Raw genomic sequence first — 20567 nt, forward strand, 5'->3', positions numbered from 1 at the left:
CGGCCGGAGAGGGCCGGGACGTCACTCGCCCTTGACGGCGATCAGGGACTCGATCCGGTTGAGGAAGACGGTCCGGGCGCCGCCGTCCGCGCCGGGGGCCTCCCGCGCCGGCACCCGCACCGCCGACTCCGAGACCCGCGTGTACGTCACCGCCTGCTTGAGGTCGCCCTTGAGCAGCGCCTTCGTACGCGGCTCGGTGACCGACGGGCGCACGCCCTTGACCATCGTGCGCTTCTCCCGGTGATGCGCGGTGAAGAACACCATGGCTCCGCCGCCGACCGTACGCAGGGCCAGCGGGGGGAAGTCCGGGGCCTTGTCCGGGGTGTCGATGTACTCGGTCCAGAACGTGGGGGTCCGCGCCAGCCGGCCGCGCTCCTCGCGCAGTTGCGCGGGCTGGCCCCCGGGCAGGAACGGCCCGTTCTGCCCGGTGCGCAGATACTCGGTGTACGCGCGGCTGAGCGCGCCCGGCGCCACGGCCGTCCCGGTGTCGCCACTGGCCGGCACGGCCTCGGCGTACCCGTCCTTGTCGACGGTGAACTCCGGCACCTTCCCCGCGGCCAGCAGCGTCAGGTACGAGGCCTTCCAGGGCTCCCGGGCGCCGTCGCGCGTGAAGACCACCAGCCAGCGGTTGCGGTCGCGGTTGCTGAGGGTGTCGGCCACGAAGAACTTCGGCCAGCCGGCCGCCTTCGGGATCGTGAAGCGGGCGTCCCTCAGCTTCAGCGCGGGGTATCCCGGATTGCCGCCCGGGGTGGCGGCACGCTGGGCGGCCAGGTCCGCCTTGGCTATCTCGGCCAGCGCACCGCCCTCGACCCGGTCCACCAGGGCCGGGTCGAGCTTGCGGTACGCCTTGTTGTAGCCGTCGGTGAAGGTGTCGAGGACCTTGGCGGCCTCAGCCCTGCTGCTCACCGACGGGATGAGAGCCCGCTCGCCGTGCACCGTCACGCAGCCCGTCGCCGTCGCCAGCAACGGCAGCGTCAGAGCCGCCGCCGTCAACACTCGGCGTGGCCGTGGCGACCGGCGTCTCATCGCGCTTCGACTCCTCGGTGGCTGCTCGGGACGGCGCCACCCTACCCGTCCGGCCCGGGGCGAAGAACACCACCAGGGTCGGGACCAGGTACAGCCCCCACGCCGCGACCTGAAGCCATGTCGGATCGGGCTGGAAGTTGAAGACGCCCTTGAGCAGCGTGCCGTACCAGCTGTCGGCCGGGATCTGCTCGCTGACGTCGAAGGCCCTGTTCGCCAGGCCCGGCAGGAAGCGGGCCTCCTGCAGGTCGTGGAAGCCGTAGGCGAGCACGCCCGCCGCGACCACGATCAGCATGGCGCCGGTCCAGGTGAAGAACTTCGCCAGGTTGATCTTCAGGGCGCCGCGGTAGAACAGCCAGCCGAGCAGCACGGCCGTCAGCAGGCCGAGCATCGCGCCGACCAGCGGCCGGATCCCGTCGTCGGTGGCGTCGGCGGCGGCCCAGATGAACAGCGCGGTCTCCAGGCCCTCCCGGCCGACCGCGAGGAAGGCCGTGAGGACCAGCGCGCCGGTGCCCATGGCCAGCGCCGCGTCGAGCTTGCCGTGCAGCTCCTTCTTCAGATGCCGCGCGGTGCGCCGCATCCAGAAGACCATCCACGTCACCAGCCCGACCGCGATGATCGACAGCGAGCCGCCGAGCATCTCCTGGGCCTCGAACGTCAGGGTCTGCGAGCCGAACGTCAGCAGCGCGCCGAAGCCCATGCTGATCAGCACGGCCACGCCGATGCCGGTCCACACCGGCGGCAGCGCGTCCTTGCGCCCGGTCTTGACCAGGTACGCGACCAGGATGCAGACGACGAGGCTGGCCTCGAGGCCCTCACGCAGGCCGATCAGGTAGTTGCCGAACACGCGGCCTCTCCTTCCGTGCGGGGGTCGTTCACGCGAACAGGCCCTTGCCCCACCAGTCGCCGTCGCCCTCGATGCCCGGCGGCACCGCGAAGATCGCCGAGCCCACGTGCTGGATGTACTCGTTCAGCGCGTCGTTGGCGGCGAGGTTCTTCTGCAGCGGCACGAAGGCGTCCCGCACGTCGCGCTGGTACGCGATGAAGAACAGTCCCGCCTCCAGCCGGCCCAGCTTGTCCGTGCCGTCGGTGAAGGAGTAGCCGCGACGCAGGATGGTGGCGCCGCTGTTGCTGTCCGGGTGGGCCAGACGCACATGCGAGTCCGGCTTCATCATCTTGAGGTTGGGCTCGTCGCGCTCGCGCTGCTTGCCCACCGGGGCACCCTGGGCCTTGTCGCGGCCGAAGATGTCCTCCTGCTCGCCCAGCGAGGTGCGGTCCCAGGTCTCGATGTGCATCCGGATGCGGCGGGCGACGAGGTAGGAGCCGCCGGCCATCCAGGCCGCGCCGTCCTTCCCGCTCGCCCACACGTGCTTGTCCAGGGCGGCGGTGTCGGTGCCCGAGACGTTCCGGGTGCCGTCCTTGAAGCCCATCATGTTGCGCGGGGTCTGGGCGTCCGGCGTCGTCGAGGACGTCTTGCCGAAGCCGAGCTGCGACCAGCGGATGGCGACCTTGCCCATGCCGATGCGGGCGAGGTTGCGGATCGCGTGCACCGCGACCTGCGGGTCGTCGGCGCAGGCCTGGACGCACAGGTCGCCGCCGCTGCGGGCCGGGTCGAGGTTGTCGCCGGGGAAGGCGGGCAGGTCGATCAGGGCCTGCGGGCGCCGGCCCTTGATCCCGAAGCGGTCCTTGCCGTCCTTCTCGAACAGGCCGGGGCCCACGCCGAAGGTCAGGGTCAGCCGGGAGGGCTTGAGGCCGAGGGCCTCACCGGTGTCGTCCGGCGGCAGCTCCGCCTGCCCGCCGTACGCGCCGTCGCCGATCTCGTGACCGGCCGTCATCCGCTCGGCGGCGGCCGTCCACTCCTTCAGCACCTTGATCAGCGCCTCGCGGTCGGACGTGGTGACGTCGAACGACGCGAAGTGCAGCCGGTCCTGGACGGGCGTGGCGATGCCGGCCTGGTGGGCGCCGCGGAACGGCACCGCGTCGCCGGCCGAGGCGGCCGGACGGGCGTCGCCGCCGGTGCGCAGCGCGACGGCGGTGCCGCCCGCGGCGGCGGCACCGAGCGCGAGCCCGGCGCCGCCCCAGCCGAGCACGGAGCGGCGGGAGGGGACGGCCTTCGCCGTCGTCTCCTCGGTCGTGGCGTCGGTCGTGGCGCCGGTGGTGGTCTGTGGCGTCTCGTCGGTCATGGAAGTTCCCCGCCCTTACTTCGCGACCGCGCCGGCGAGCTTGGACAGCGGCTCGGCCAGGGCGTTGACGGCGTCGGAGAGCTTCTTGCGGTCGTCCTTGCCGACGCTGTCGTACGCCTTGAAGGTGTCGCCGTCGCGGTAGTCGTCCAGCAGCTTCTTCAGCTCGCCGAACTGCTTGTCCAGGTCCTTGGTGAGGCCCGAGTCGTTCTTGGAGGCGACCGGCTTCAGCAGCTCGTAGGCCTTCTCGGCGCCCTCGACGTTGGCCTGGAAGTCGACCAGGTCGGTGTGGCTGTAGCGCTCCTCCTCACCGGTCACCTTGCCGGTGGCCACCTCGTCGAGCAGCTCCTTGGCGCCGTTGGCCATGCTGGTCGGGGTGATCTCGGCGGTGCCGACGACCTTCTGCCAGCCCTTGAGGTCCGTCATCAGCTGCTCGGCCAGCTTCTTGTCGTCCTCGGTGATCTGCTTGTCCTCCCAGAGGGACTTCTCCAGCTTGTGCCAGCCGGTCCACTTCTGGTCCTTCTCCAGGCCGTCCTCGCGGACGTCCACCTTCGGGTCGATGTCACCGAAGGACTCGGCCACGGGCTCGGTGCGCTCCCAGCCGATGCGGGAGACGGCGTACTGCTTCTTCGCCTCGTCCACGTCGCCGGCCTTGACGGCGTCGGCGAACTTCTGCGCCGCCGGGATCGTCTCGTCGGCCTGCTGCTGGACGTACTTGCGGTACTCGGCGACCGCCTTGTCCAGCGCGGGGTCGCTCTTCTCCTGCTTGCCGTCGCCGGTGACGGTGACCTTCTGGCGGATGCCGTCGCCCTTCATTCCGGGCTTGCAGGCGATTTCGTACGCGCCGGCCTTCTTGATCGTCGCGACGATCTCCGCCTTGGTGCCGGGGCCTATGTTCTCCCGCTCCGCGACAATTCGGTCGCCCGAGCCGTAGACATAGACCTCGGTGACCTTCGAGCCCTTGTTCTCGACATTGATCTTGATGTGACCGGTCGGGAAAGAGGTCTTCGAGACCTCGCACTTGTCATCCGTGGCCTTGACCAGAATGGCGTCCGAGTCCTTCTTGTCCGACTTCTCGGCACAACCGGACACGGTGGTCAGGGCCGCGGCCACCGCGATGGCGGCGACGGCGGAGGAGCGGAGGACTCGCATGAAGGGCTCCAGCTTGCTCGGAGAGCGGACGAGGGCGTGGCCTAAAACGATCGGTCGAATTAGGCCGCCCTAACTTATCTGAGCCTTGCCTACCCTGTTCCCCGTTGGGTGAGTGATTCTGCTCTCACGAAGCAAAATCTCGTCCCGCCCGTCTCGGGATCACCAAAGGTTCTCCGGTGTGCGGATGATCAATTACATCGACGGGCTGTCCATAGACCCTGCCGAGCAATGCGGGCGCATAGACCTCGGCCGGCGGACCGTCCGCCACGACGCGCCCTTCGTGCAGGACGACGACGCGATCGGCGTACGCCCCGGCCAGGCCGAGGTCGTGCAGGACGACCACCACCGCGTCCCCGGCGGCGGCGCGTTCGCGGCAGACGCGCAGCACGAGCTCCTGATGCCGCAGGTCCAGCGCGGCCGTCGGCTCGTCGAGCAGCAGCAGCGGGGCGCGCTGCGTGAGGACGCGGGCCAGCGCGACCCGGGCCCGTTCGCCACCGGAGAGCGCGGCGAACGGGCGGGGGACGAATCCGGCCACCTCCGTGGCGGCCATCGCCGCCTCGACGGCCGCGTCGTCCTCGTCCTCGGCGGGCGTCCCCGCCCAGGGCGCGCGGCCCATCCGGACGACCTCCCCGGCGGTGAAAGGGAACGACAGCTCGGCCGCCTGCGGCAGCACCGCCCGGCGCAGGGCCAGTTCGCCGGCGCTCCACCCGTCGGCGGGCCCGCCGTCGATCCGCACCTCGCCTTCGGTAGCGGGCAGATCGTGGGCCAGCGCGGCCAGAAGCGTGGACTTCCCGGCGCCGTTGGGCCCGACGAGCGCCACGACCTCGCCGGCGGCGACGGAGAGGTCGACCCCGTCCAGCACGGTCCGGCCACCGAGCCGCACCCGTAGGGCGCGGGCCTCGACCCGTACGGAGCCGAGGGGGCGGGGGGAGGGGAGACGCCTCGCCCGGCGGCCGAAGAACGAGCGCATCACGCCCAACCCCCTTGCTTTCGCAGCGACCTCAGCGGAGTGGTCCGCCTGTTCACGCCCAACCTCCCTGCTTCCGCCGCGTCCTGCGCAGCAACCAGCTGTGTTGTCCCGGGGACAACCCCCGGACCCCCGGCCGGACACCGTCGGCGTCACGCCCAACCTCCCTGCTTCCGCCGCGTCCTGCGCAACAGCCAGAAGAAGAACGGGCTGCCGAACAGCGCCGTCAGGACGCCCAGCGGCAGCTCCGCCGGCTGGGCGGCCGTGCGGGCCGCGAGGTCGGCGGCGACCAGGACGAGCGCGCCGCCCAAGGCGCTGCCCGGCACGAGGAAGCGGTGCCCCGGGCCCGCCGCCATCCGCAGCAGGTGCGGCACCAACAGCCCTACGAACGTGATGATTCCGGCCACGGCCACCGCCGCCGCCGTCAGCAGGGCCACCACCAGCACCAGGATCAGCCGGAGCCGCTCGACGTCCACGCCCAGGTGGCGGGCCGGACGCTCGCCGAGGGCGAGGAGGTCCAGCTTCCGGGCGTACCAGGGGGCGACGGCCAGCCCGGCCAGGGCGCACGGGAGGACCGCGAGCACCTTCGGCCAGGTCGCCTGGGCGAGCGAGCCCAGCTGCCAGAAGGTGATCTGCGTGAGCTGCGCGTTGTCGGCGAGGAAGACGCACAGCCCGATGAGCGCGCCGGCGAAGGCGTTCACCGCGATGCCGGTGAGGATCAGCGTCACCACCTCCGTACGGCCGCCCGAGCGCGCGAGCGCGTAGACGAGCAGGACGGTCACCAGCCCGCCCGCGAACGCGCAGGCGGTCACGGTCCAGGTGCCGAGGAAGCCGAGCCCCAGCGCGATCGAGGCGACCGCGCCGACGGCCGCGCCCGAGGAGACGCCGATGACGCCCGGTTCGGCCAGCGGATTGCCGAACACCCCCTGCATCAGCGCCCCCGCGCACCCCAGTGACGCCCCGACCAGGAGCGCCAGCGCCAGGCGCGGCAGCCGTACGTTCCACAGCACGCTCTCGCCGACGCGGTCGAGCGCGGCACCGCCGAGGCCGGCGCGGTGCAGGAGCGAGCCCAGCACGTCGCCGACAGGGATGTCGTACGCGCCGAGGCCGGCGGACAGCAGGCAGAGGGCGAGGAGGGCGGCGGTCATGCCCAGGGCGAGGAGGGGGCCGGCGCGGCGGCGTCCCGCCGGTGCGGGGGCGGCGCCGGCCGGGGGCGCGGCGGTGTCCTCCCGCCGGGCGGCGGGAGGGGCGGGCTTCGGCGAGAGGACCATTCAGCGGCCGCCCTCGTGGATCTGCTCGACGAGGGTCTTGAGCACGGCGTCCGTGCGCGGCCCGAAGTTCAGCAGGGCGCCGTCGTCGACGGAGGCGACGCGGCGGTCCATGCCGGCGGGGGTCTGGCCGACGCCGGGGATCTTCAGCAGGCCGTCCACGCCGCCGACCGATGCCAGTCCCTTGCTCATCACGAGGATCACGTCCGGCGCGGCCTTGGCCAGTGCCTCGCTGGTGAGGGGGGTGAAGTCCTTCCGCAGGCCGGACTCCTTGCCCGCGTCGACGCCGCCCGCCGCCTCGATGAGCGAGTCGGCTCCCGAGCCCGCGCCGCCCATGAGGTAGACGGAGGCCGAGCCGCGCAGGTAGAGGAAGGCGACGCGCGGCTTTCGGGCGCCGCCCCCGGGGATGCCCTTCTTCGCCGCGTCGAGGCGCTGCGCGGTGCGCTCGCGCAGCCGGTCCCCGGCGGCGCGGACGCCGAGCGCCGCGGCCACCTTCTCGATGCGGGTGCCGACGTCGGCCAGCTTCTTCGCCGGGTCGAGGACGACGAGCGGGACGCCGGCCGCCCGGATCTGGGCGACGGCCTCGGCGGGGCCGGTGGTGGTCTCGGCCAGGACGAGGGTGGGCTTGAGCGAGAGCACGCTCTCGGCCGAGACGTCGTGCGCGCGCGTGACGACCGGCAGTTCGCGCGCCTGCTCGAACGTGGCGGTGATGTCGCGGGCGACGACCCTGCCGCCCAGACCGAGGCCGAAAACCACCTCGGACAGCGAGCCGGTGAGTGGGACGATGCGATCAGTGGCGGTGACGGTGACGTCATGGCCGTCGGCGGACCGCACGGTGACGGGGAGTCGTGACTCCGGTGTCCCGGGGAGCGGTTCGACGCGGTCGCCCGCCGCCCGCCGCCCCTCGGTGGTGCCCGCCGGCGTGCCGGACGAGGCGCCGGACGCGCCGCAGCCGGTGAGGACGGCGGCCAGGGCCAGCAGGGCCACGAGGGCGCCGAGCGGGCGTGGGAGGCCCATCGGCCCGCCCACCGACTGGCGTTGGGACACGTTCCCGCCTTTCCGTAGCGAATCAATCCGGATGTAGCTTAGGTTAGCCTTACCTAAATTGCTATGGAGAAAGGGGCCTTCCATGCCGCCGTCCAGACCTGCCCGCGCGAGCGTGGTCGCGCTGCTCGCGGCCGTGCTGACGGCATGGGCGCCCGGGCCCCTCGCGCACGCGGAGGACGAGCGGACGGTGTCGGGCGGGCGGCTGGACTGGGGCATCAAGTCCTCCTTCCAGAGCTATGTCACCGGGCCCGTCGCGCACGGCGGCTGGACCCTGCGGGGCGGGGCGGCCACGGTCGGCGACAGCCGGTTCCGCTTCCACTCCGCCAAGGGCGCCTACCGGCCCGGCAGCGGCTTCTTCGAGGCCGGCTTCGCGGGCGGCGTGCGCTTCACCGGGCACGCCAAGCCCGACGGCTCCCACGAGCTCGACCTCACCCTCGAGCGGCCCGGCGTCCGGCTCTCGGGCGGCCGTGGCACCCTCTACGCCGACGTGACCAGCAAGGCCAAGGGCACGGGCGAGGTCAGCACCGCCTCCCACGTCCCCTTCGCCTCGCTCGACCTGACGGGCATCGACCTGCGGGGCGGCGGCGGGTCCGTCACCCTCGCGAACATTCCCGCCACGCTCACCGCGCAGGGCGCGAAGGCGTTCGCCGGCTACTACACCGAGGGCACCGCCCTGGACCGGGTGAGCCTGTCCGCCGACGTCGTGACCGGGGGACCGGCGTCGCCCGACGCGCGCCCCTCCGGCTCGCCGCAGCCGAGCGCGCCGGAGGAAAAGGAGCGGCGCAAGGGGGAGTTCACCGGCGCGGCCGTCGACTGGGGCGTGCGCCGGACCTTCCGGGAGTACGTCACCGGGACCATCGCCCGGGGCTCCTGGAGGCTCGGCGACGGCGCCCAGGACGGCGGCGCGCTCTTCCGCTTCCCCGCCGGCAAGGGCTCCTACGACGCCGCGTCCGGCACCCTCGACGCGGCCTTCGCCGGCACCCTGCGCTTCACCGGCAAGGACCTCGACCTCGCGCTGGGCCGGGTGACGGTGGCGGCCAAGGACGGCAAGGGCACGCTCTCGGCGGACGTGACGAGGAGCGGCGGCACGGAGAAGAGTGTTCCCCTCGTCACCTTCGACTCTTCCGGCCTCAAGGAGAAGGACGGCCTCGCCGCCGTCGCCGAGGCCCCCGCGAAGCTCACGGCCGAGGGCTCCAAGGCGTTCGGCGGCCTCTACCAGGAGGGCGCGGAGATGGACCCCGTCTCCCTCGCCGTCCCCCTTCGGGCCTCGGCGCGGCTGCCCGCCCTGCCGGACCTGGGCGGCGCGCCCACGACGGAGGCGGCGGCGTCGCCGTCGGCCGCCGCGCGGGCCGGGGAGCGGGCGGCCGCACGGAACGCCCCTTCTTCTTCGTCTTCCTTCCCCGCGCTCCCGGTCGCCATCGGCGCGGGGGTGCTGGTGGCGGCGGGCACCGCGTACGTGCTCGTGGTGCGGAAGCGGCGGACCTCGAACGGAACCTGACACTCCATCGGGATGTGGCGCACCACGCACCGGCCACGACCGCCCCGGACCTTCCCCGCCCTCCGGCTCCCTGATGTCATGGGGCCGCACGGCTTGATTCACGTATCTCATGTCCCTCTAGGAGAGAACACACGATGACCGCCACCGCACGCCGCGCCGCACTCGCCGCGCTGGCCACGGCGACCGCTCTGGGTGCCACCGCGCTGACCGTGCCCGCGCACGCTGCGGGCACCCCGGCGCAGACCGAAGGGCAGAAGGCCGACGGGCAGAAGACCGACGCCCAGCAGCCGCCGAAGATGGAGATCACGGACGGCTCGCTGAGATGGGGAGTGAAGGAGAGCTTCCGTAAGTACGTCGTCCTCGCCAAGGGCAAGATCGAGCTCGGTGACGGCGCCCAGCAGGCCCGCAAGAACGGCGACTTCACCTTCGCCGGGGGCAAGGGCGCATACGACCCCTCGACGCACGCCCTGACCACCACCTTCAAGGGCAGCGTGCGCTTCCTGGCGCACCCCGAGAAGGAGAACTACCAGCTCGACCTCAAGTTCTCCGACATCAAGGTCGTCACCGACGCCGCCGCCAAGGGCAAGAAGGGCAGCATCACCGCCGACGTCACGCGCGGCGGCAAGACCGAGCAGGACGTCGCCATCGCCTCCCTGGACGTCGGGGCGGGCAAGATGAGCGGCGGCGAAGGCGGCGCGGTCACCTACGCGAAGATACCGGCGAAGCTCACCAAGGCCGGCGCGGAGGTGTTCTCCTTCCAGGGCTCGTCCCCCTACGAGGAAGGCCAGGACGTCGACCCGGCCACCCTCGCGGTGAAGGTGGGCGCCGCGCAGCAGCCCAAGCCGGAGGACCCCAAGCCGAAGCCCGAGGATCCCAAGCCCAAGCCGGAAGACCCCAAGCCGGACGAGAACCCGAAGCCCGGCGAGAAGCCCGCCCCCGGCACCGTCCTCGACGGCAACCTCGACTGGGGCGTGAAGCAGTCCTTCCGCGCGTACATCGAGAAGAGCAAGGGCAAGGTGGAGCTCGGCGACGGCGCCCTGCAGAAGAGCGCCGGCTACCGCTTCCCCAAGGGCCACGGCAAGTTCGAGGCCTCGAGCGGCGCGGTCGACGCGGAGTTCAACGGCAGCGTCCGCTTCACGGCGCACGACGGCAAGCTCGACCTGAAGCTCAGCGGCATCAAGGTCAGGGCGACCGGCGCCAACGGCATGCTGACCGCCGACGTCACCTCCAGCGGCACCGTCAGCAAGGACGTACCGCTGGCGACCCTCAAGCTCACGGACGGCTCGCTCAAGGCCAAGGACGGCGTCGTCGCGCTGGCCGGCGTCCCCGCGACGCTGACCGGGCAGGGCGCCAAGGCCTTCGCCGGCTACTACACGGCGGGCGAGACCCTCGACCCGGTGACCCTGGCCGTGGCGCTCGACGCGAACGCCAAGCTGCCCGACGGCACCGAGTTCGAGAACTGCGAGGCCGTGTCGGCCGCGGGCAAGGCGCCGCTGCGCAAGGGCGAGCCCGGCTACAGCGCCAAGCTCGACACGGACGGCGACGGTGTCGCCTGCGAGGCGTCCGGCTCGAACACCGCCACCACCGGCGGCTCCACGACCGGCGGTTCGACCACCGGCGGTTCGACCACCGGGGGCTCCACCACGGGCGGCTCCGCCACCACCGACACCGGCTCGCTCGCGCAGACCGGTTCCAGCACCCCGACCGGCCCGCTCCTCGGCGCGGCCGGCGCGATGATGCTCGCGGGCAGCGGCGCCGTCTACGCCACGCGCCGCCGCCGCGACACCCAGGGCTGATCCCTCGCGCCCTCACGAACACCCGCGCCCGCCGGTACGGTCACCGGCGGGCGCGGGTCCTGCTCGCGTCGTCCGCGTCGTCGCGGACGGGGGTTCAGGCGCTCAGCGGGAACTCCCGGCCCAGGGCCTCGAAGACGGCGGTGTTCAGCGCGAACGCCCGCCGGCACTCCTCGATCACCCGCTGCTTCTCCAGGTCGTCCACCGGCAGCGCGTCCAGCAGCAGGCGGTACTCCCGCTTGAAGGCGGCGGGGTTGCCGATGGCCTCGAAGACGTAGAAGCGCACGCCGTCGCCCTTGCGCTCGAAGCCCCAGGTCTTCTCGGCGGTGCCGCGGATGATCTGGCCGCCGGAGAGGTCGCCCAGATAGCGGGTGTAGTGGTGGGCCACATAGCCGGCGGGCCAGGTGCGGGCGCACTCCTCGATGCGGGCCGCGTACGCCGCCGTGGCGGGCAGCGGCACCAGGTCCGTACGCCAGCCGGGGCCGCCCAGGTGGGCCAGGTCCCGCTCCAGTTGCGCGGCGCGGGCCAGCTCGGGTCGTATGAACGGACCGGCGACGGGGTCGGCGGACAGGGTCCCGGACCCGGCCTCCAGGGCCTGGTAGACGAACCAGAGCTGTTCGGTGTAGCGGCGGTAGGCGGCGAGTCCGAGCCGGCCGCCGAGCATGTCGCTCATGAACGACGTGTTCTCGGCCTCCGTGTGCTGCTGGTGGGAGGCGGTGCGGATCAGCGTGGAGAACGGGGTCGGGGCGGGCGCGTCCAAGAGGACCTCCGGTGACCGAGGGGACGGGAAGGGGCGGAGGGAACAGGCGGAAACGGACGCGCCGGGGCGCGCCGTCTCCCCCCATCCTCCCCACTTAGGCTTACCTAAGTCAATCGCTTCCCGACATGCTGTCGGTAAAAACTCTACGGAAGCGTCAGGATCTCCGCACCCGTGTCCGTCACCACGAGCGTGTGCTCGAACTGGGCCGTGCGCTTGCGGTCCTTGGTGACGACCGTCCAGCCGTCCTCCCACATGTCGTACTCGTACGTCCCCAGCGTCAGCATCGGCTCGATCGTGAAGGTCATGCCGGGCTGGATGAGCGTGTCGTGGTGGGGGCTGTCGTAGTGGGGGACGATCAGGCCCGAGTGGAAGGACGAGTTGATGCCGTGGCCCGTGAAGTCGCGGACGACGCCGTAGCCGAAGCGCTTGGCGTACGACTCGATGACCCGGCCGATGATGTTGACGCGGCGGCCGGGCTTGACCGCCTTGATGGCCCGGTTGAGCGCCTCGCGGGTCCGCTCGACGAGCAGGCGCGACTCCTCGTCCACGTCGCCGCACAGGTAGGTGGCGTTGTTGTCGCCGTGCACGCCGCCGATGAAGGCCGTCACGTCGAGGTTCACGATGTCGCCGTCGCGCAGGACGGTGGAGTCCGGGATGCCGTGGCAGATGACCTCGTTGATCGACGCGCACAGCGACTTGGGGAAGCTGCGGTAGCCGAGCGTGGAGGGGTACGCGCCGTGGTCGCACATGTACTCGTGCGCGACCCGGTCCAGCTCGTCCGTGGTGACGCCCGGCGCGATGTGCTTGGCCGCCTCCTCCATCGCCCGCGCGGCGATGCCGCCGGCGATCCGCATCTTCTCGATCGTCTCGGCGTCCTGGACCTCGGGGCCGGTGTACGGGGTGGGCGCGGCCTTGCCCACGTACTCGGGCCGCGGGATCGAGGCGGGGACGGAACGGGTGGGGGAGAGCGTCCCCGGGACAAGAAGCGACTGGCCAGACATGTCAGCGAGTGTAGCCAGGGCCCATCGGGGACCATTGCCGCGAGAGCCGAACGCGAGGACGAGGAGGAGGCCCCGATGGCCCTGTTCAAGAAGCGCCAGGCCGGCAAACCTGGCGAGTGGTACTACTGCCTCAAGCACGGCACGGTGGAGGAGGGCCCGGAGTGCCGGGCGGCGGACCGGCTCGGGCCGTACGGGACCCGGCAGGAGGCGTCGCACGCGATGGAGACGGCGCGCGAGCGGAACGAGGAGTGGCGCGAGGACCCGCGCTGGAACGACGAGGCCCCCGGCGGCGGGGGCAAGGAGGACTGAGGCGCGGGCGCCGGCCGGGCCGCGGGTGCGGGCCGGCCGGCGCCCGAGGGTGTGACGGGCGCGGGGCTCAGGCGGCCGTCGTCACCGCCTCCGCGGCCTTGCGCTCGCGCATCCGCACCGCGTGCTCGTCCGTGCGCTGGTCGTAGGACATCAGCTTCGGCAGCGACACCGCCAGCAGCCCCACCGACGCCACGCACGCCAGGCCGCCGGCCCACACCGAGGTGCGGACGTTGGTCAGCGCGGCCGTGCCGCCCGCGCGGACCTGGCCCAGCTGCGGGCCCACGGAGTAGGACAGCAGCTCGATGCCCGCCAGCCGGCCGCGCAGCTCGTCGGGGATCGTCTGGTCCCAGATCGCCGAGCGGAACAGGCCGCTCACCGTGTCGCAGGCGCCGGCCGCGGCCAGGAACAGCAGCACCAGCCAGATGTTCTGCATCCAGCCCGCCACCATCATGGCCAGGCCCCAGCCGGCGGCCGCGCAGACCACCATCCGGCCGTGCCGGTCGACGCGCGAGACCCAGCCGCTGGTCAGGGTCACCCCCAGCGAGCCCACCGCGCCGGCCGCGTACATCAGGCCCAGCGCCCACCGCGCGTCCAGGTCGTCGGCGAGGAACGGGAAGATCGCCGTGGGGAAGGCGAAGAACATCGCCGCCATGTCGATCGCGTACGTGCCCAGCAGCTCCTTGCGGCTCCACGCGTAGCGCGCGCCCTCCAGGACGCCGCGCAGCGAGGGCTTCTCGGCGTCGTGCAAGGCGGGGGAGGGGGCGAGCCGGAAGGCGAGCAGCACGGAGAGGGCGTACGAGGCGACGTCCAGGGCGTAGGCGAAGCCCAGGCCGGAGAAGGCGATCACCACGCCCGCGACCGAGGGGCCGGCGATGGCGCCGACCTGCCAGCGCATCGAGTTCAGGGCGATGGCGGCGGGCAGCTGGTCGTGGGCGACGATCCTCGGCACGATCGCCTGCAGCGCCGGGCGCTGCAGGCCGGTCAGGGCGCTGACCAGCGCGGCCACCACGTACAGCGGCCAGATCATCGGATGCGGCAGCAGGGTGTTGAGCAGCAGCATCGCGCTCAGGACGCCGAGCCCGGCCTCCGTCCACAGGATCAGCTTGCGGCGGTCCATGGCGTCGGCGAGCGCTCCGCCGTAGAGGCCGAAGACGATCAGCGGGACGAGCTCGACCGCGCCGATCGCGCCGACCGCGAGCGTCGAGCCGGTGAGCTCCTTGAGCTGCAGTGGCACCGCGACGAAGGTCAGGAAGCTGCCGAAGACCGTCACCAGCCCCGCCAGCCACATGCGGCGGAAGTCGGCCGAGGCGCGCCAAGGGGTCAGATCCGGCAACAGGGCACGCAGACGGCCGGCGGGAGAGGGGCTGGGGGGAGGGGGATGGTGCTCGCTCACGGGGCACCATGGTGCGGGCGGGGCAGGGCCCGGGCAAAACGATTTTTTCCGGTCGGGCGGCGTCGGCCGGCCGCCGGGGCGTCACCACCGGTCCGGCGGCGGCGCGGTGAGCTGGTCGGCGAGGCGGGCCAGGCGGTCGCGGAAGCGGCGGCCGCGCGCGGCGGGCGGGACGTTCTCCCCGGCCGCGGCGCTGACCAGGTGCTGGACGGTCTCCAGGTCGAGTTCCGACGACGCCGGCACGGCCAGCGCGTCGTGCGCGAGGGCGTGGAGGTCGCCGTGCCGGGCGTCGTCGCGGCCGTCGAGGGCCAGCACCGTCGCCCCGCCGCGCCGGGCGTCGTGCACCCGCTCCAGCAGCCCTTCGCCGGGCCGCTCCGGCGCCACCACCAGCAGCGTCTCCCCGCGCCGGGCCGCCTCGAGCCGGCCCAGCCCGACCGACAGATGCGCGGGCGCGCCGGCCGGCACCCGGTGGCGCACCAGCGTGGGGCACAGCTCCGCGGCCCCGGACCAGGCGGCCTCCTCGTCCAGGTGGGCGGCCAGGTGCCAGGGTTCGTACGCCGCGGTCCCCACCAGCAGCAGCCCCCCGCCGTGGGCGCCGACCGACGTCCGCAGCGTCCCCGCGAAGCCACGCGCGGCCCGCAGCCACTCGGTCCCGGCGAGTGCCTCGCGCAGCAGCGCGACCCGTACGGCGTCCATGCGCCGCATCTTGCCCCAACCGCCGCACGCAGAAGCGGAGTTGCCGGGCGCCTCACCCGTTCGGGCGCGCGGGTCGGCCGAGGTCCGGCGCACCGGGCCCGGCCGAGGGGGAAAGCGGCGTGACAGTATCGCCGTCATGACTACTTCTGATGACGTGAAGGACGTGAAGAAGGCCCCGGCCAAGGACCCTTGGGACCTTCCCGATGTATCCGGCCTGGTGGTCGGCGTGCTCGGCGGAACCGGCGACCAGGGCCGCGGTCTGGCCTACCGGCTGGCCAAGGCCGGCCAGAAGGTGATCATCGGCTCGCGGGCGGCCGAGCGGGCCCGCACCGCGGCCGAGGAGCTGGGCCTGGGCGTCGAGGGCCTGGACAACGCCGAGTGCGCGCGCCGCAGCGACATCGTGATCGTCGCCGTGCCGTGGGACGGCCACGCCAAGACCCTCGAGGCGCTGCGCGAGGAGCTCGCCGGCAAGCTCGTCGTCGACTGCGTCAACCCGCTCGGCTTCGACAAGCAGGGCGCCTACGCCCTCAAGCCCGAGGAGGGCAGCGCCGCGCAGCAGGCCGCCGCGCTGCTGCCCGACTCGCGGGTGACCGCCGCCTTCCACCACCTGTCCGCCGTGCTGCTCTCCGACCCGGAGATCGACGAGATCGACACCGATGTGATGGTGCTCGGCGAGAAGCGGGCCGACACCGACATCGTGCAGGCGCTGGCCGGCCGCATCCCCGGCATGCGCGGCGTCTTCGCGGGCCGGCTGCGCAACGCCCACCAGGTGGAGTCGCTGGTCGCCAACCTGATCTCCGTCAACCGCCGCCACAAGGCGCACGCGGGGCTGCGCGTCACCGACGTCTGACGCGGTCCGGGGCATGGGGGACAATGACCGGGATCGTACGCACATGCGTCCCCGGACAGGAGCCGCCCCCATGCCCCGCCTCGCCCTCTACGCCCTCGCCGTGTGCGCCCTCTCGATCGCGGCGGCCGTCGTCTCGTTCGCCCGGGGCAGCTGGCTGGGCATCGTCTGGATCCTGCTCCTCGGCGTCTCGTCGAACATCGCCTGGTACTACGTGCGCAAGGCGAAGAACGACAAGGCGGCGGAGCAGGGACGCGTCACGGGTTGAGCGACTCTATGGAGTTGCCCTCCCAGAAGCGGAACAGCCGCTGACCGTTCCAGGTGTCCCAGTCGCTGACGCCCAGCGCCCGCAGCACCTCGTCGATCATGTCGAAGAAGGCGTGGTTGACCTCGGGGATCCACAGGAAGCCGAAGACCGCGAGCAGGCCGAACGGCGCGAAGGAATCGAGCTGGCGGCGGATGCCGTACGGCAGCCAGGGCTCGATCACGCCGTAGCCGTCGAGGCCGGGGACGGGCAGGAAGTTCAGGATCGCGGCGGTCACCTGCAGCAGGGCGAGGAACCCGAGGGCGTAGCGGAGGTCCTCCGGTACGCCGTCCAGGGCGTCCAGCCAGAACGGGGCGGAGACCACGAGCGCGAAGACGACGTTGGTCAGTGGGCCGGCGGCCGAGATCAGGCTGTGCTTCCAGCGGCTGCGGATGCGGTGGCGCTCGATGAAGACCGCGCCGCCGGGCAGGCCGATGCCGCCCATGATCACGAAGATCACCGGCAGCACGATGCTCAGCAGGGCGTGGGTGTAGGCGAGCGGGTTGAGCGTGAGGTAGCCCCTGGCCTCGACGGAGATGTCGCCGCCGTGCAGGGCGGTGCGCGCGTGCGCGTACTCGTGCAGGCAGAGCGAGACGATCCAGGCCGAGGTCACGAACAGGAACACGGGAAAGCCCTGGTTCGCCGCGAAGCCGGTCCACACCGCCCATATGGAGACCGCCATGATGGCGACGAGGGCGAGGAAGACGGGGCTGATGCGCCGCTCGCCGCGGGTCGCTTCGGATGCCATGTCTGAGTGCTCCTGGGGAGGGGAGGCCGCCGGGTACGCCCGGGGCGCGCGGATGTACCGGGCGACGGTACTCGGTGGGGGACGATATTTCGTAGCGCGAGGTTCGCGCGGGGGGAGAATAAGGCAGTGCGTTACGGCATCCTCGGCAGTACCCAGGTCCACACCGACGACGGGAACCCCGTTCCCCTCGGCGGCGCCCGCCTGCGCGGGCTGCTGGCCGCGCTGGCCCTGCACCCCGGCCGGGTGCTGGGCGTCCAGGCGCTGATCGGCGAGATCTGGGACGGCGAGCCGCCCGCCGACGCCACGGGCGCCCTGCAGGCGCTCGTCGGCCGGCTGCGGCGGGCCGTCGGGCACGCGACGGTCGCCTCCGCCGACGGCGGGTACCGGCTGTGCGCCGAGCCGGACGACGTCGACCTGCACCGCTTCGAGCGGCTCGCCGACGAGGGCGAGCGGGCGCTGGCCGACGCCGACCCCGCCAAGGCGGCCGCGCTCCTCGACGACGCCCTCGCCCTCTGGCGCGGCCCGGCCCTCGCCGACCTGCCCGCCCGCACGGCCACGGCGGCCCGCTGCGACGCCCGCCGCCTCGCCGCCCGCCGCGGCCGCCTGGCCGCCGACGTCGCCCTCGGCAACGCCGCCGCGGCCCTGCCGGCCCTCGCCGAGCTGTGCGACGCCCACCCCCTGGACGAGCCCCTCCAGGCGCTGCGCCTGCGCGCCCTGCGCGCAGCCGGCCGCCCGGCGCAGGCGCTGGCCGCGTACGCCGACCTCGCCCGCACCCTGGCCGACCGGCTGGGCACCGACCCCGGCCCCGAGCTGCGCGCCCTGCACACCGAGCTGCTCGCGGCCCCTGCCGAGTCGGCCGGCCCCACGGGCCATGAGGCGCCGGCGGGCACGGGCGAGGCGGGCGGACCCGCCACCGGCCGGGCGCGGGCCGCCGGGCGGGCCGCCGCCGTGGCCACGGGTGCCGACGGCGGCGGGCCGGACGGTCCGTACGCCGGAACCGGAGAGGTGTCCTCGCCCGCCGCCGTGCCCCCGCCCGGCAATCTGCGGGCGCGGCTGACCTCCTTCGTCGGCCGGGAGGACGACCTCGCCCTGATCCGGGAGGACCTCGGGCGGCACCGGCTGGTGACGCTGCTGGGGCCCGGCGGGGCCGGGAAGACGAGGCTGTCGCAGGAGGCCGCCGAGGCCGCCGCCGCGGCGGGGGAGCGGTGGCCCGACGGGGTGTGGTTCGCCGAGCTCGCGCCCGTCGACGATCCGGAGACCGTGCCCGAGGCGGTCCTGACCACGCTCGGGGCGCGCGAGACCGTGGTGCGCGGCACGACGGCCGAGGGGCTGCGGGCCGCCACCGACGCCACCGCGCTCGACCCGCTCGGGCGGCTCGCCGAGCACTGCGCGCGCCGCCGGATGCTGCTCGTGCTGGACAACTGCGAGCACGTCGTCGGCGCGGCCGCCCGGCTCGCCGAGACGCTCCTCGCCCACTGCCCCGGCGTCGCCGTGCTCGCCACCAGCAGGGAACCCCTCGCCGTCCCCGGCGAGCTGGTGCGGCCCGTCGAGCCGCTGCCCGACCCCGTGGCCCTGCGGCTGCTCGCCGACCGGGGCGCCGCCGCCCGGCCCGGCTTCCGGGTGGAGGACGACCCCGCCGCGTCCGCCGAGATCTGCCGTCGGCTGGACGGGCTGCCGCTCGCCATCGAGCTGGCCGCCGCCCGGCTGCGGCTGCTCACCCCGCGCGGGCTCGCCGACCGCCTCGACGACCGCTTCCGGCTGCTGACCTCCGGCAGCCGCACCGTCCTGCCCCGCCAGCAGACGCTGAGAGCCGTGGTCGACTGGTCCTGGGACCTGCTCGACGAGCCCGAACGCGCCGTGCTGCGCCGCCTGTCCGTCTTCTCCGGCGGATGCGACCTCGCGGCCGCCGAGGAGGTGTGCGCCGACGGCACGGCCGTCGACGCCCTGGACGTACCGGTCCTGCTCGGCTCGCTGGTCGACAAGTCGCTGGTGGTCGCGGCCCCCGCCGCCGACGGCCAGATGCGCTACCGGCTGCTGGAGACCGTCGGGGAGTACGCCGGCGAGCGGCTGGACGAGGCCGGCGAGCGGGCCGCGGTCGAACGGCTCCACCTCGTCGCCTTCCGCGAACTGGCCCGCACCGCCGACCCCCTGCTGCGCGGCACCGGCCAACGCGCCTGGCTGGAGCGGTTGGAGCTCGAGCACGACAACCTGCGCTCCGCGCTGCGGCGGGCCGTCGCCGCGCGGGACGAGCAGGAGGCGCTGTGCCTGGTGCTGTCCCTGGGCTGGTTCTGGCAGCTGCGCGACCACCGCGCCGACGCCCGGCACTGGTCGGAGGCCGTCGCGGGCCTCGGCCCGGACCCCTTCGCCGAACCCGTCGCGCCCGCCCCGCCGATCCACGTCACCTGCACGGAGGCGCCCCCGCCGATGGCACCCGACCTGCTGGAGGAGGCGCGCCGCGGCGTCCGGCTGATCGCGATCTCCAACGTGGACGCCAACATGCGCGAGATCGGCACCCCCGAGATGCAGCGGCTGCTGCGCGGCATCGTCACCGCCTACGGCGACGGACAGCCGCAGAACTGCCGGGTGCCGGGCATGATGTGGTACTACGCGGTCCTGATGACCGGCGCCGCCGACGACATGTACGCGATCCTCGACGGCGCCGTGGAACGCTGCCGCAGCCTCGGCTTCCGGTGGGAGCTCGCCAACATGCTCCAGCTGCGCGCCAAGGTGCTCAACGACAGCCCCGACCGCCTGGGCCAGGGCATCACGGACGCCGACGAGAGCCTGGAGCTCTTCCGCGACCTCGGCGACTCCTGGGGCGTGGCCGAGGCGCTGTCCGGCCGCGGCGAGGCCCTGGAGAAGCACGGCCGGTTCGCGGCCGCCGCCGCGGACTACCGCGAGGCCGTCGACCGGGTCCGCGAGCTGGGCTCCGTCGGCCAGGTGCCGATGCTGCGCGCGCGCCTGGCCACCGTGCTGGCGGAGGACGGGGAGATCGAGCCGGCGGAGGTCGAGCGGATCTACCGCGAGGCGCTCGTCGAGGCCGAGCGGACCGGCCCGGACGTGGCCGCCTTCATCCGCGTCCAGCTCGGCGTCCTCCTCGGCCGCGGCGGGCGCCCGGCGGAGGCCCGGGAGATCTTCGAGGAGCTGGCCGAGGACTTCGGGGAGCGGGCCATCGCCGTCTTCGAGGCCCTGATGAGCGGGCTGCTGGCCTGGTTGGACACCCTCCAGGGGCGCCCGGCGGACGCGCTGCCCCGGCTGCGGGCCGCCCTGGCGAAGGCCGACGATCCGCTCAGCCTGCTGATCGCGCCGCAGCTCGCCACGGCCCAGCTGCTCAGCGCCGCCCACGCCTACGCCGTGCTGGGCGGCGAGGACGACGCCCCGCGCGCCGCCCGGCTGCTCGGGGCCTCCGCCGCGCTGCGGCCGGCCGCCTTCCACATACCGTCGCTGGAGCGGGAGATCCGCGACGCCGGGGCGGGGGCCGCCCGTGCCGTCATGGGCGCCGAGGCGTACGAGCGCGCATACGCCGAGGGCGCCGGCCTCTCCCTCGCGGAGGCCGCCGCCCTCGTATGACGCGCGTCGTGGTC

Annotated in this window: 18 protein-coding genes; 6 read left to right on the forward strand and 12 right to left on the reverse strand. The window is 73.4% G+C overall.

Going from position 1 to position 20567, the window contains the following annotated elements; genetic code table 11:
* Window positions 1-21: 21 nt before the first annotated feature.
* The 7 genes from AB4K12_RS08140 to AB4K12_RS08170 all read right to left on the reverse strand — a co-directional run bounded on the left by AB4K12_RS08140 (window position 22) and on the right by AB4K12_RS08170 (window position 7607).
* Window positions 22-906 (reverse strand): hypothetical protein, encoded by an 885-nt coding sequence (locus tag AB4K12_RS08140; protein ID WP_368433548.1) that lies wholly within the window; start codon window positions 904-906, stop codon window positions 22-24.
* A complete protein-coding gene (gene efeU / locus AB4K12_RS08145) occupies window positions 890-1870 on the reverse strand; it encodes an iron uptake transporter permease EfeU (protein WP_368433549.1) in 981 nt (326 codons plus the stop codon). Before efeU ends, AB4K12_RS08140 begins: the two co-directional genes overlap by 17 nt.
* A 28-nt stretch (window positions 1871-1898) precedes the next feature.
* Entirely contained in the window at window positions 1899-3206 is a 1308-nt protein-coding gene (gene efeB / locus AB4K12_RS08150) for an iron uptake transporter deferrochelatase/peroxidase subunit (RefSeq protein WP_368433550.1), read from the reverse strand.
* A gap of 15 nt (window positions 3207-3221) precedes the next feature.
* Window positions 3222-4355 carry an iron uptake system protein EfeO gene (gene efeO / locus AB4K12_RS08155; protein WP_368433551.1) on the reverse strand — a complete coding sequence of 378 codons (1134 nt, stop codon included), beginning with the start codon at window positions 4353-4355 and terminating at the stop codon, window positions 3222-3224.
* Between the two features lie 124 nt (window positions 4356-4479).
* On the reverse strand, window positions 4480-5325 hold the full coding sequence (locus AB4K12_RS08160; protein WP_368433552.1) for a heme ABC transporter ATP-binding protein: 846 nt from the start codon (window positions 5323-5325) through the stop codon (window positions 4480-4482).
* 149 nt (window positions 5326-5474) lie between these two features.
* On the reverse strand, window positions 5475-6593 hold the full coding sequence (locus AB4K12_RS08165) for a FecCD family ABC transporter permease (RefSeq protein ID WP_368433553.1): 1119 nt from the start codon (window positions 6591-6593) through the stop codon (window positions 5475-5477).
* Complete coding sequence (locus AB4K12_RS08170) at window positions 6594-7607, reverse strand: hemin ABC transporter substrate-binding protein (RefSeq protein WP_368433851.1); 1014 nt, start codon at window positions 7605-7607, stop codon at window positions 6594-6596.
* A 112-nt stretch (window positions 7608-7719) separates the two neighbouring features.
* Here AB4K12_RS08170 and AB4K12_RS08175 point away from each other — a divergent pair, with 112 nt between their 5' ends.
* Both AB4K12_RS08175 and AB4K12_RS08180 read left to right on the forward strand, forming a co-directional pair.
* Complete coding sequence (locus AB4K12_RS08175) at window positions 7720-9135, forward strand: HtaA domain-containing protein (RefSeq protein ID WP_368433554.1); 1416 nt, start codon at window positions 7720-7722, stop codon at window positions 9133-9135.
* Window positions 9136-9269: 134 nt separating this feature from the next.
* Window positions 9270-10931: an HtaA domain-containing protein gene (locus tag AB4K12_RS08180; RefSeq protein ID WP_368433555.1), complete on the forward strand. Its 1662-nt coding sequence runs from the start codon at window positions 9270-9272 to the stop codon at window positions 10929-10931.
* Window positions 10932-11025: 94 nt separating this feature from the next.
* Here the strand turns inward: AB4K12_RS08180 and AB4K12_RS08185 are convergent, their stop codons facing one another.
* Both AB4K12_RS08185 and map read right to left on the reverse strand, forming a co-directional pair.
* Entirely contained in the window at window positions 11026-11688 is a 663-nt protein-coding gene (locus AB4K12_RS08185) for a heme oxygenase (biliverdin-producing) (protein WP_368433556.1), read from the reverse strand.
* A 143-nt stretch (window positions 11689-11831) separates the two neighbouring features.
* Window positions 11832-12689 carry a type I methionyl aminopeptidase gene (gene map / locus AB4K12_RS08190; protein ID WP_207248572.1) on the reverse strand — a complete coding sequence of 286 codons (858 nt, stop codon included), beginning with the start codon at window positions 12687-12689 and terminating at the stop codon, window positions 11832-11834.
* A gap of 75 nt (window positions 12690-12764) precedes the next feature.
* Between map and AB4K12_RS08195 the strand changes: the two genes are divergently transcribed.
* Window positions 12765-12998 (forward strand): hypothetical protein, encoded by a 234-nt coding sequence (locus AB4K12_RS08195; protein ID WP_368433557.1) that lies wholly within the window; start codon window positions 12765-12767, stop codon window positions 12996-12998.
* A gap of 67 nt (window positions 12999-13065) precedes the next feature.
* Here AB4K12_RS08195 and AB4K12_RS08200 read toward each other — a convergent pair whose 3' ends face one another.
* Window positions 13066-14391, reverse strand: a complete 1326-nt coding sequence (locus AB4K12_RS08200) for an MFS transporter (RefSeq protein ID WP_368433558.1) — start codon at window positions 14389-14391, stop codon at window positions 13066-13068.
* An 81-nt stretch (window positions 14392-14472) separates the two neighbouring features.
* A complete protein-coding gene (locus tag AB4K12_RS08205) occupies window positions 14473-15084 on the reverse strand; it encodes a hypothetical protein (RefSeq protein ID WP_368433559.1) in 612 nt (203 codons plus the stop codon).
* A gap of 136 nt (window positions 15085-15220) precedes the next feature.
* On the opposite strand from AB4K12_RS08205, the gene npdG reads away from it, so the two are divergent.
* Window positions 15221-15934: an NADPH-dependent F420 reductase gene (gene npdG / locus AB4K12_RS08210; protein WP_368433560.1), complete on the forward strand. Its 714-nt coding sequence runs from the start codon at window positions 15221-15223 to the stop codon at window positions 15932-15934.
* 70 nt (window positions 15935-16004) lie between these two features.
* A complete protein-coding gene (locus tag AB4K12_RS08215) occupies window positions 16005-16199 on the forward strand; it encodes a hypothetical protein (protein WP_086572986.1) in 195 nt (64 codons plus the stop codon).
* On the opposite strand, the gene AB4K12_RS08220 is transcribed toward AB4K12_RS08215, so the two are convergent.
* The gene (locus AB4K12_RS08220) at window positions 16189-16983 is read right to left on the reverse strand and encodes a site-2 protease family protein (protein ID WP_368433561.1); all 795 of its coding nucleotides are present in this window, start codon (window positions 16981-16983) and stop codon (window positions 16189-16191) included. The genes AB4K12_RS08215 and AB4K12_RS08220 overlap by 11 nt on opposite strands.
* Before the next feature lie 126 nt (window positions 16984-17109).
* Between AB4K12_RS08220 and AB4K12_RS08225 the strand changes: the two genes are divergently transcribed.
* Window positions 17110-20553: a BTAD domain-containing putative transcriptional regulator gene (locus AB4K12_RS08225; RefSeq protein ID WP_368433562.1), complete on the forward strand. Its 3444-nt coding sequence runs from the start codon at window positions 17110-17112 to the stop codon at window positions 20551-20553.
* The last annotated feature ends 14 nt before the right edge of the window (window positions 20554-20567 follow it).

This window comes from Streptomyces sp. C36 (genome assembly GCF_040932295.1).
GTDB lineage: Bacteria > Actinomycetota > Actinomycetes > Streptomycetales > Streptomycetaceae > Streptomyces > Streptomyces triculaminicus.

Excerpts from the sequence above, each read along its gene's own strand:
- efeB (WP_368433550.1), bottom strand. The coding sequence starts at position 3,206 with ATGACCGACGAGACGCCACAGACCACCACCGGCGCCACGACCGACGCC.
- efeO (WP_368433551.1), bottom strand. The coding sequence starts at position 4,355 with ATGCGAGTCCTCCGCTCCTCCGCCGTCGCCGCCATCGCGGTGGCCGCG.
- AB4K12_RS08160 (WP_368433552.1), bottom strand. The coding sequence starts at position 5,325 with ATGCGCTCGTTCTTCGGCCGCCGGGCGAGGCGTCTCCCCTCCCCCCGC.
- AB4K12_RS08165 (WP_368433553.1), bottom strand. The coding sequence starts at position 6,593 with ATGGTCCTCTCGCCGAAGCCCGCCCCTCCCGCCGCCCGGCGGGAGGAC.
- AB4K12_RS08170 (WP_368433851.1), bottom strand. The coding sequence starts at position 7,607 with ATGGGCCTCCCACGCCCGCTCGGCGCCCTCGTGGCCCTGCTGGCCCTG.
- AB4K12_RS08175 (WP_368433554.1), top strand. The coding sequence starts at position 7,720 with ATGCCGCCGTCCAGACCTGCCCGCGCGAGCGTGGTCGCGCTGCTCGCG.
- AB4K12_RS08180 (WP_368433555.1), top strand. The coding sequence starts at position 9,270 with ATGACCGCCACCGCACGCCGCGCCGCACTCGCCGCGCTGGCCACGGCG.
- map (WP_207248572.1), bottom strand. The coding sequence starts at position 12,689 with ATGTCTGGCCAGTCGCTTCTTGTCCCGGGGACGCTCTCCCCCACCCGT.
- AB4K12_RS08195 (WP_368433557.1), top strand. The coding sequence starts at position 12,765 with ATGGCCCTGTTCAAGAAGCGCCAGGCCGGCAAACCTGGCGAGTGGTAC.
- AB4K12_RS08205 (WP_368433559.1), bottom strand. The coding sequence starts at position 15,084 with ATGGACGCCGTACGGGTCGCGCTGCTGCGCGAGGCACTCGCCGGGACC.
- npdG (WP_368433560.1), top strand. The coding sequence starts at position 15,221 with ATGACTACTTCTGATGACGTGAAGGACGTGAAGAAGGCCCCGGCCAAG.
- AB4K12_RS08215 (WP_086572986.1), top strand. The coding sequence starts at position 16,005 with ATGCCCCGCCTCGCCCTCTACGCCCTCGCCGTGTGCGCCCTCTCGATC.
- AB4K12_RS08220 (WP_368433561.1), bottom strand. The coding sequence starts at position 16,983 with ATGGCATCCGAAGCGACCCGCGGCGAGCGGCGCATCAGCCCCGTCTTC.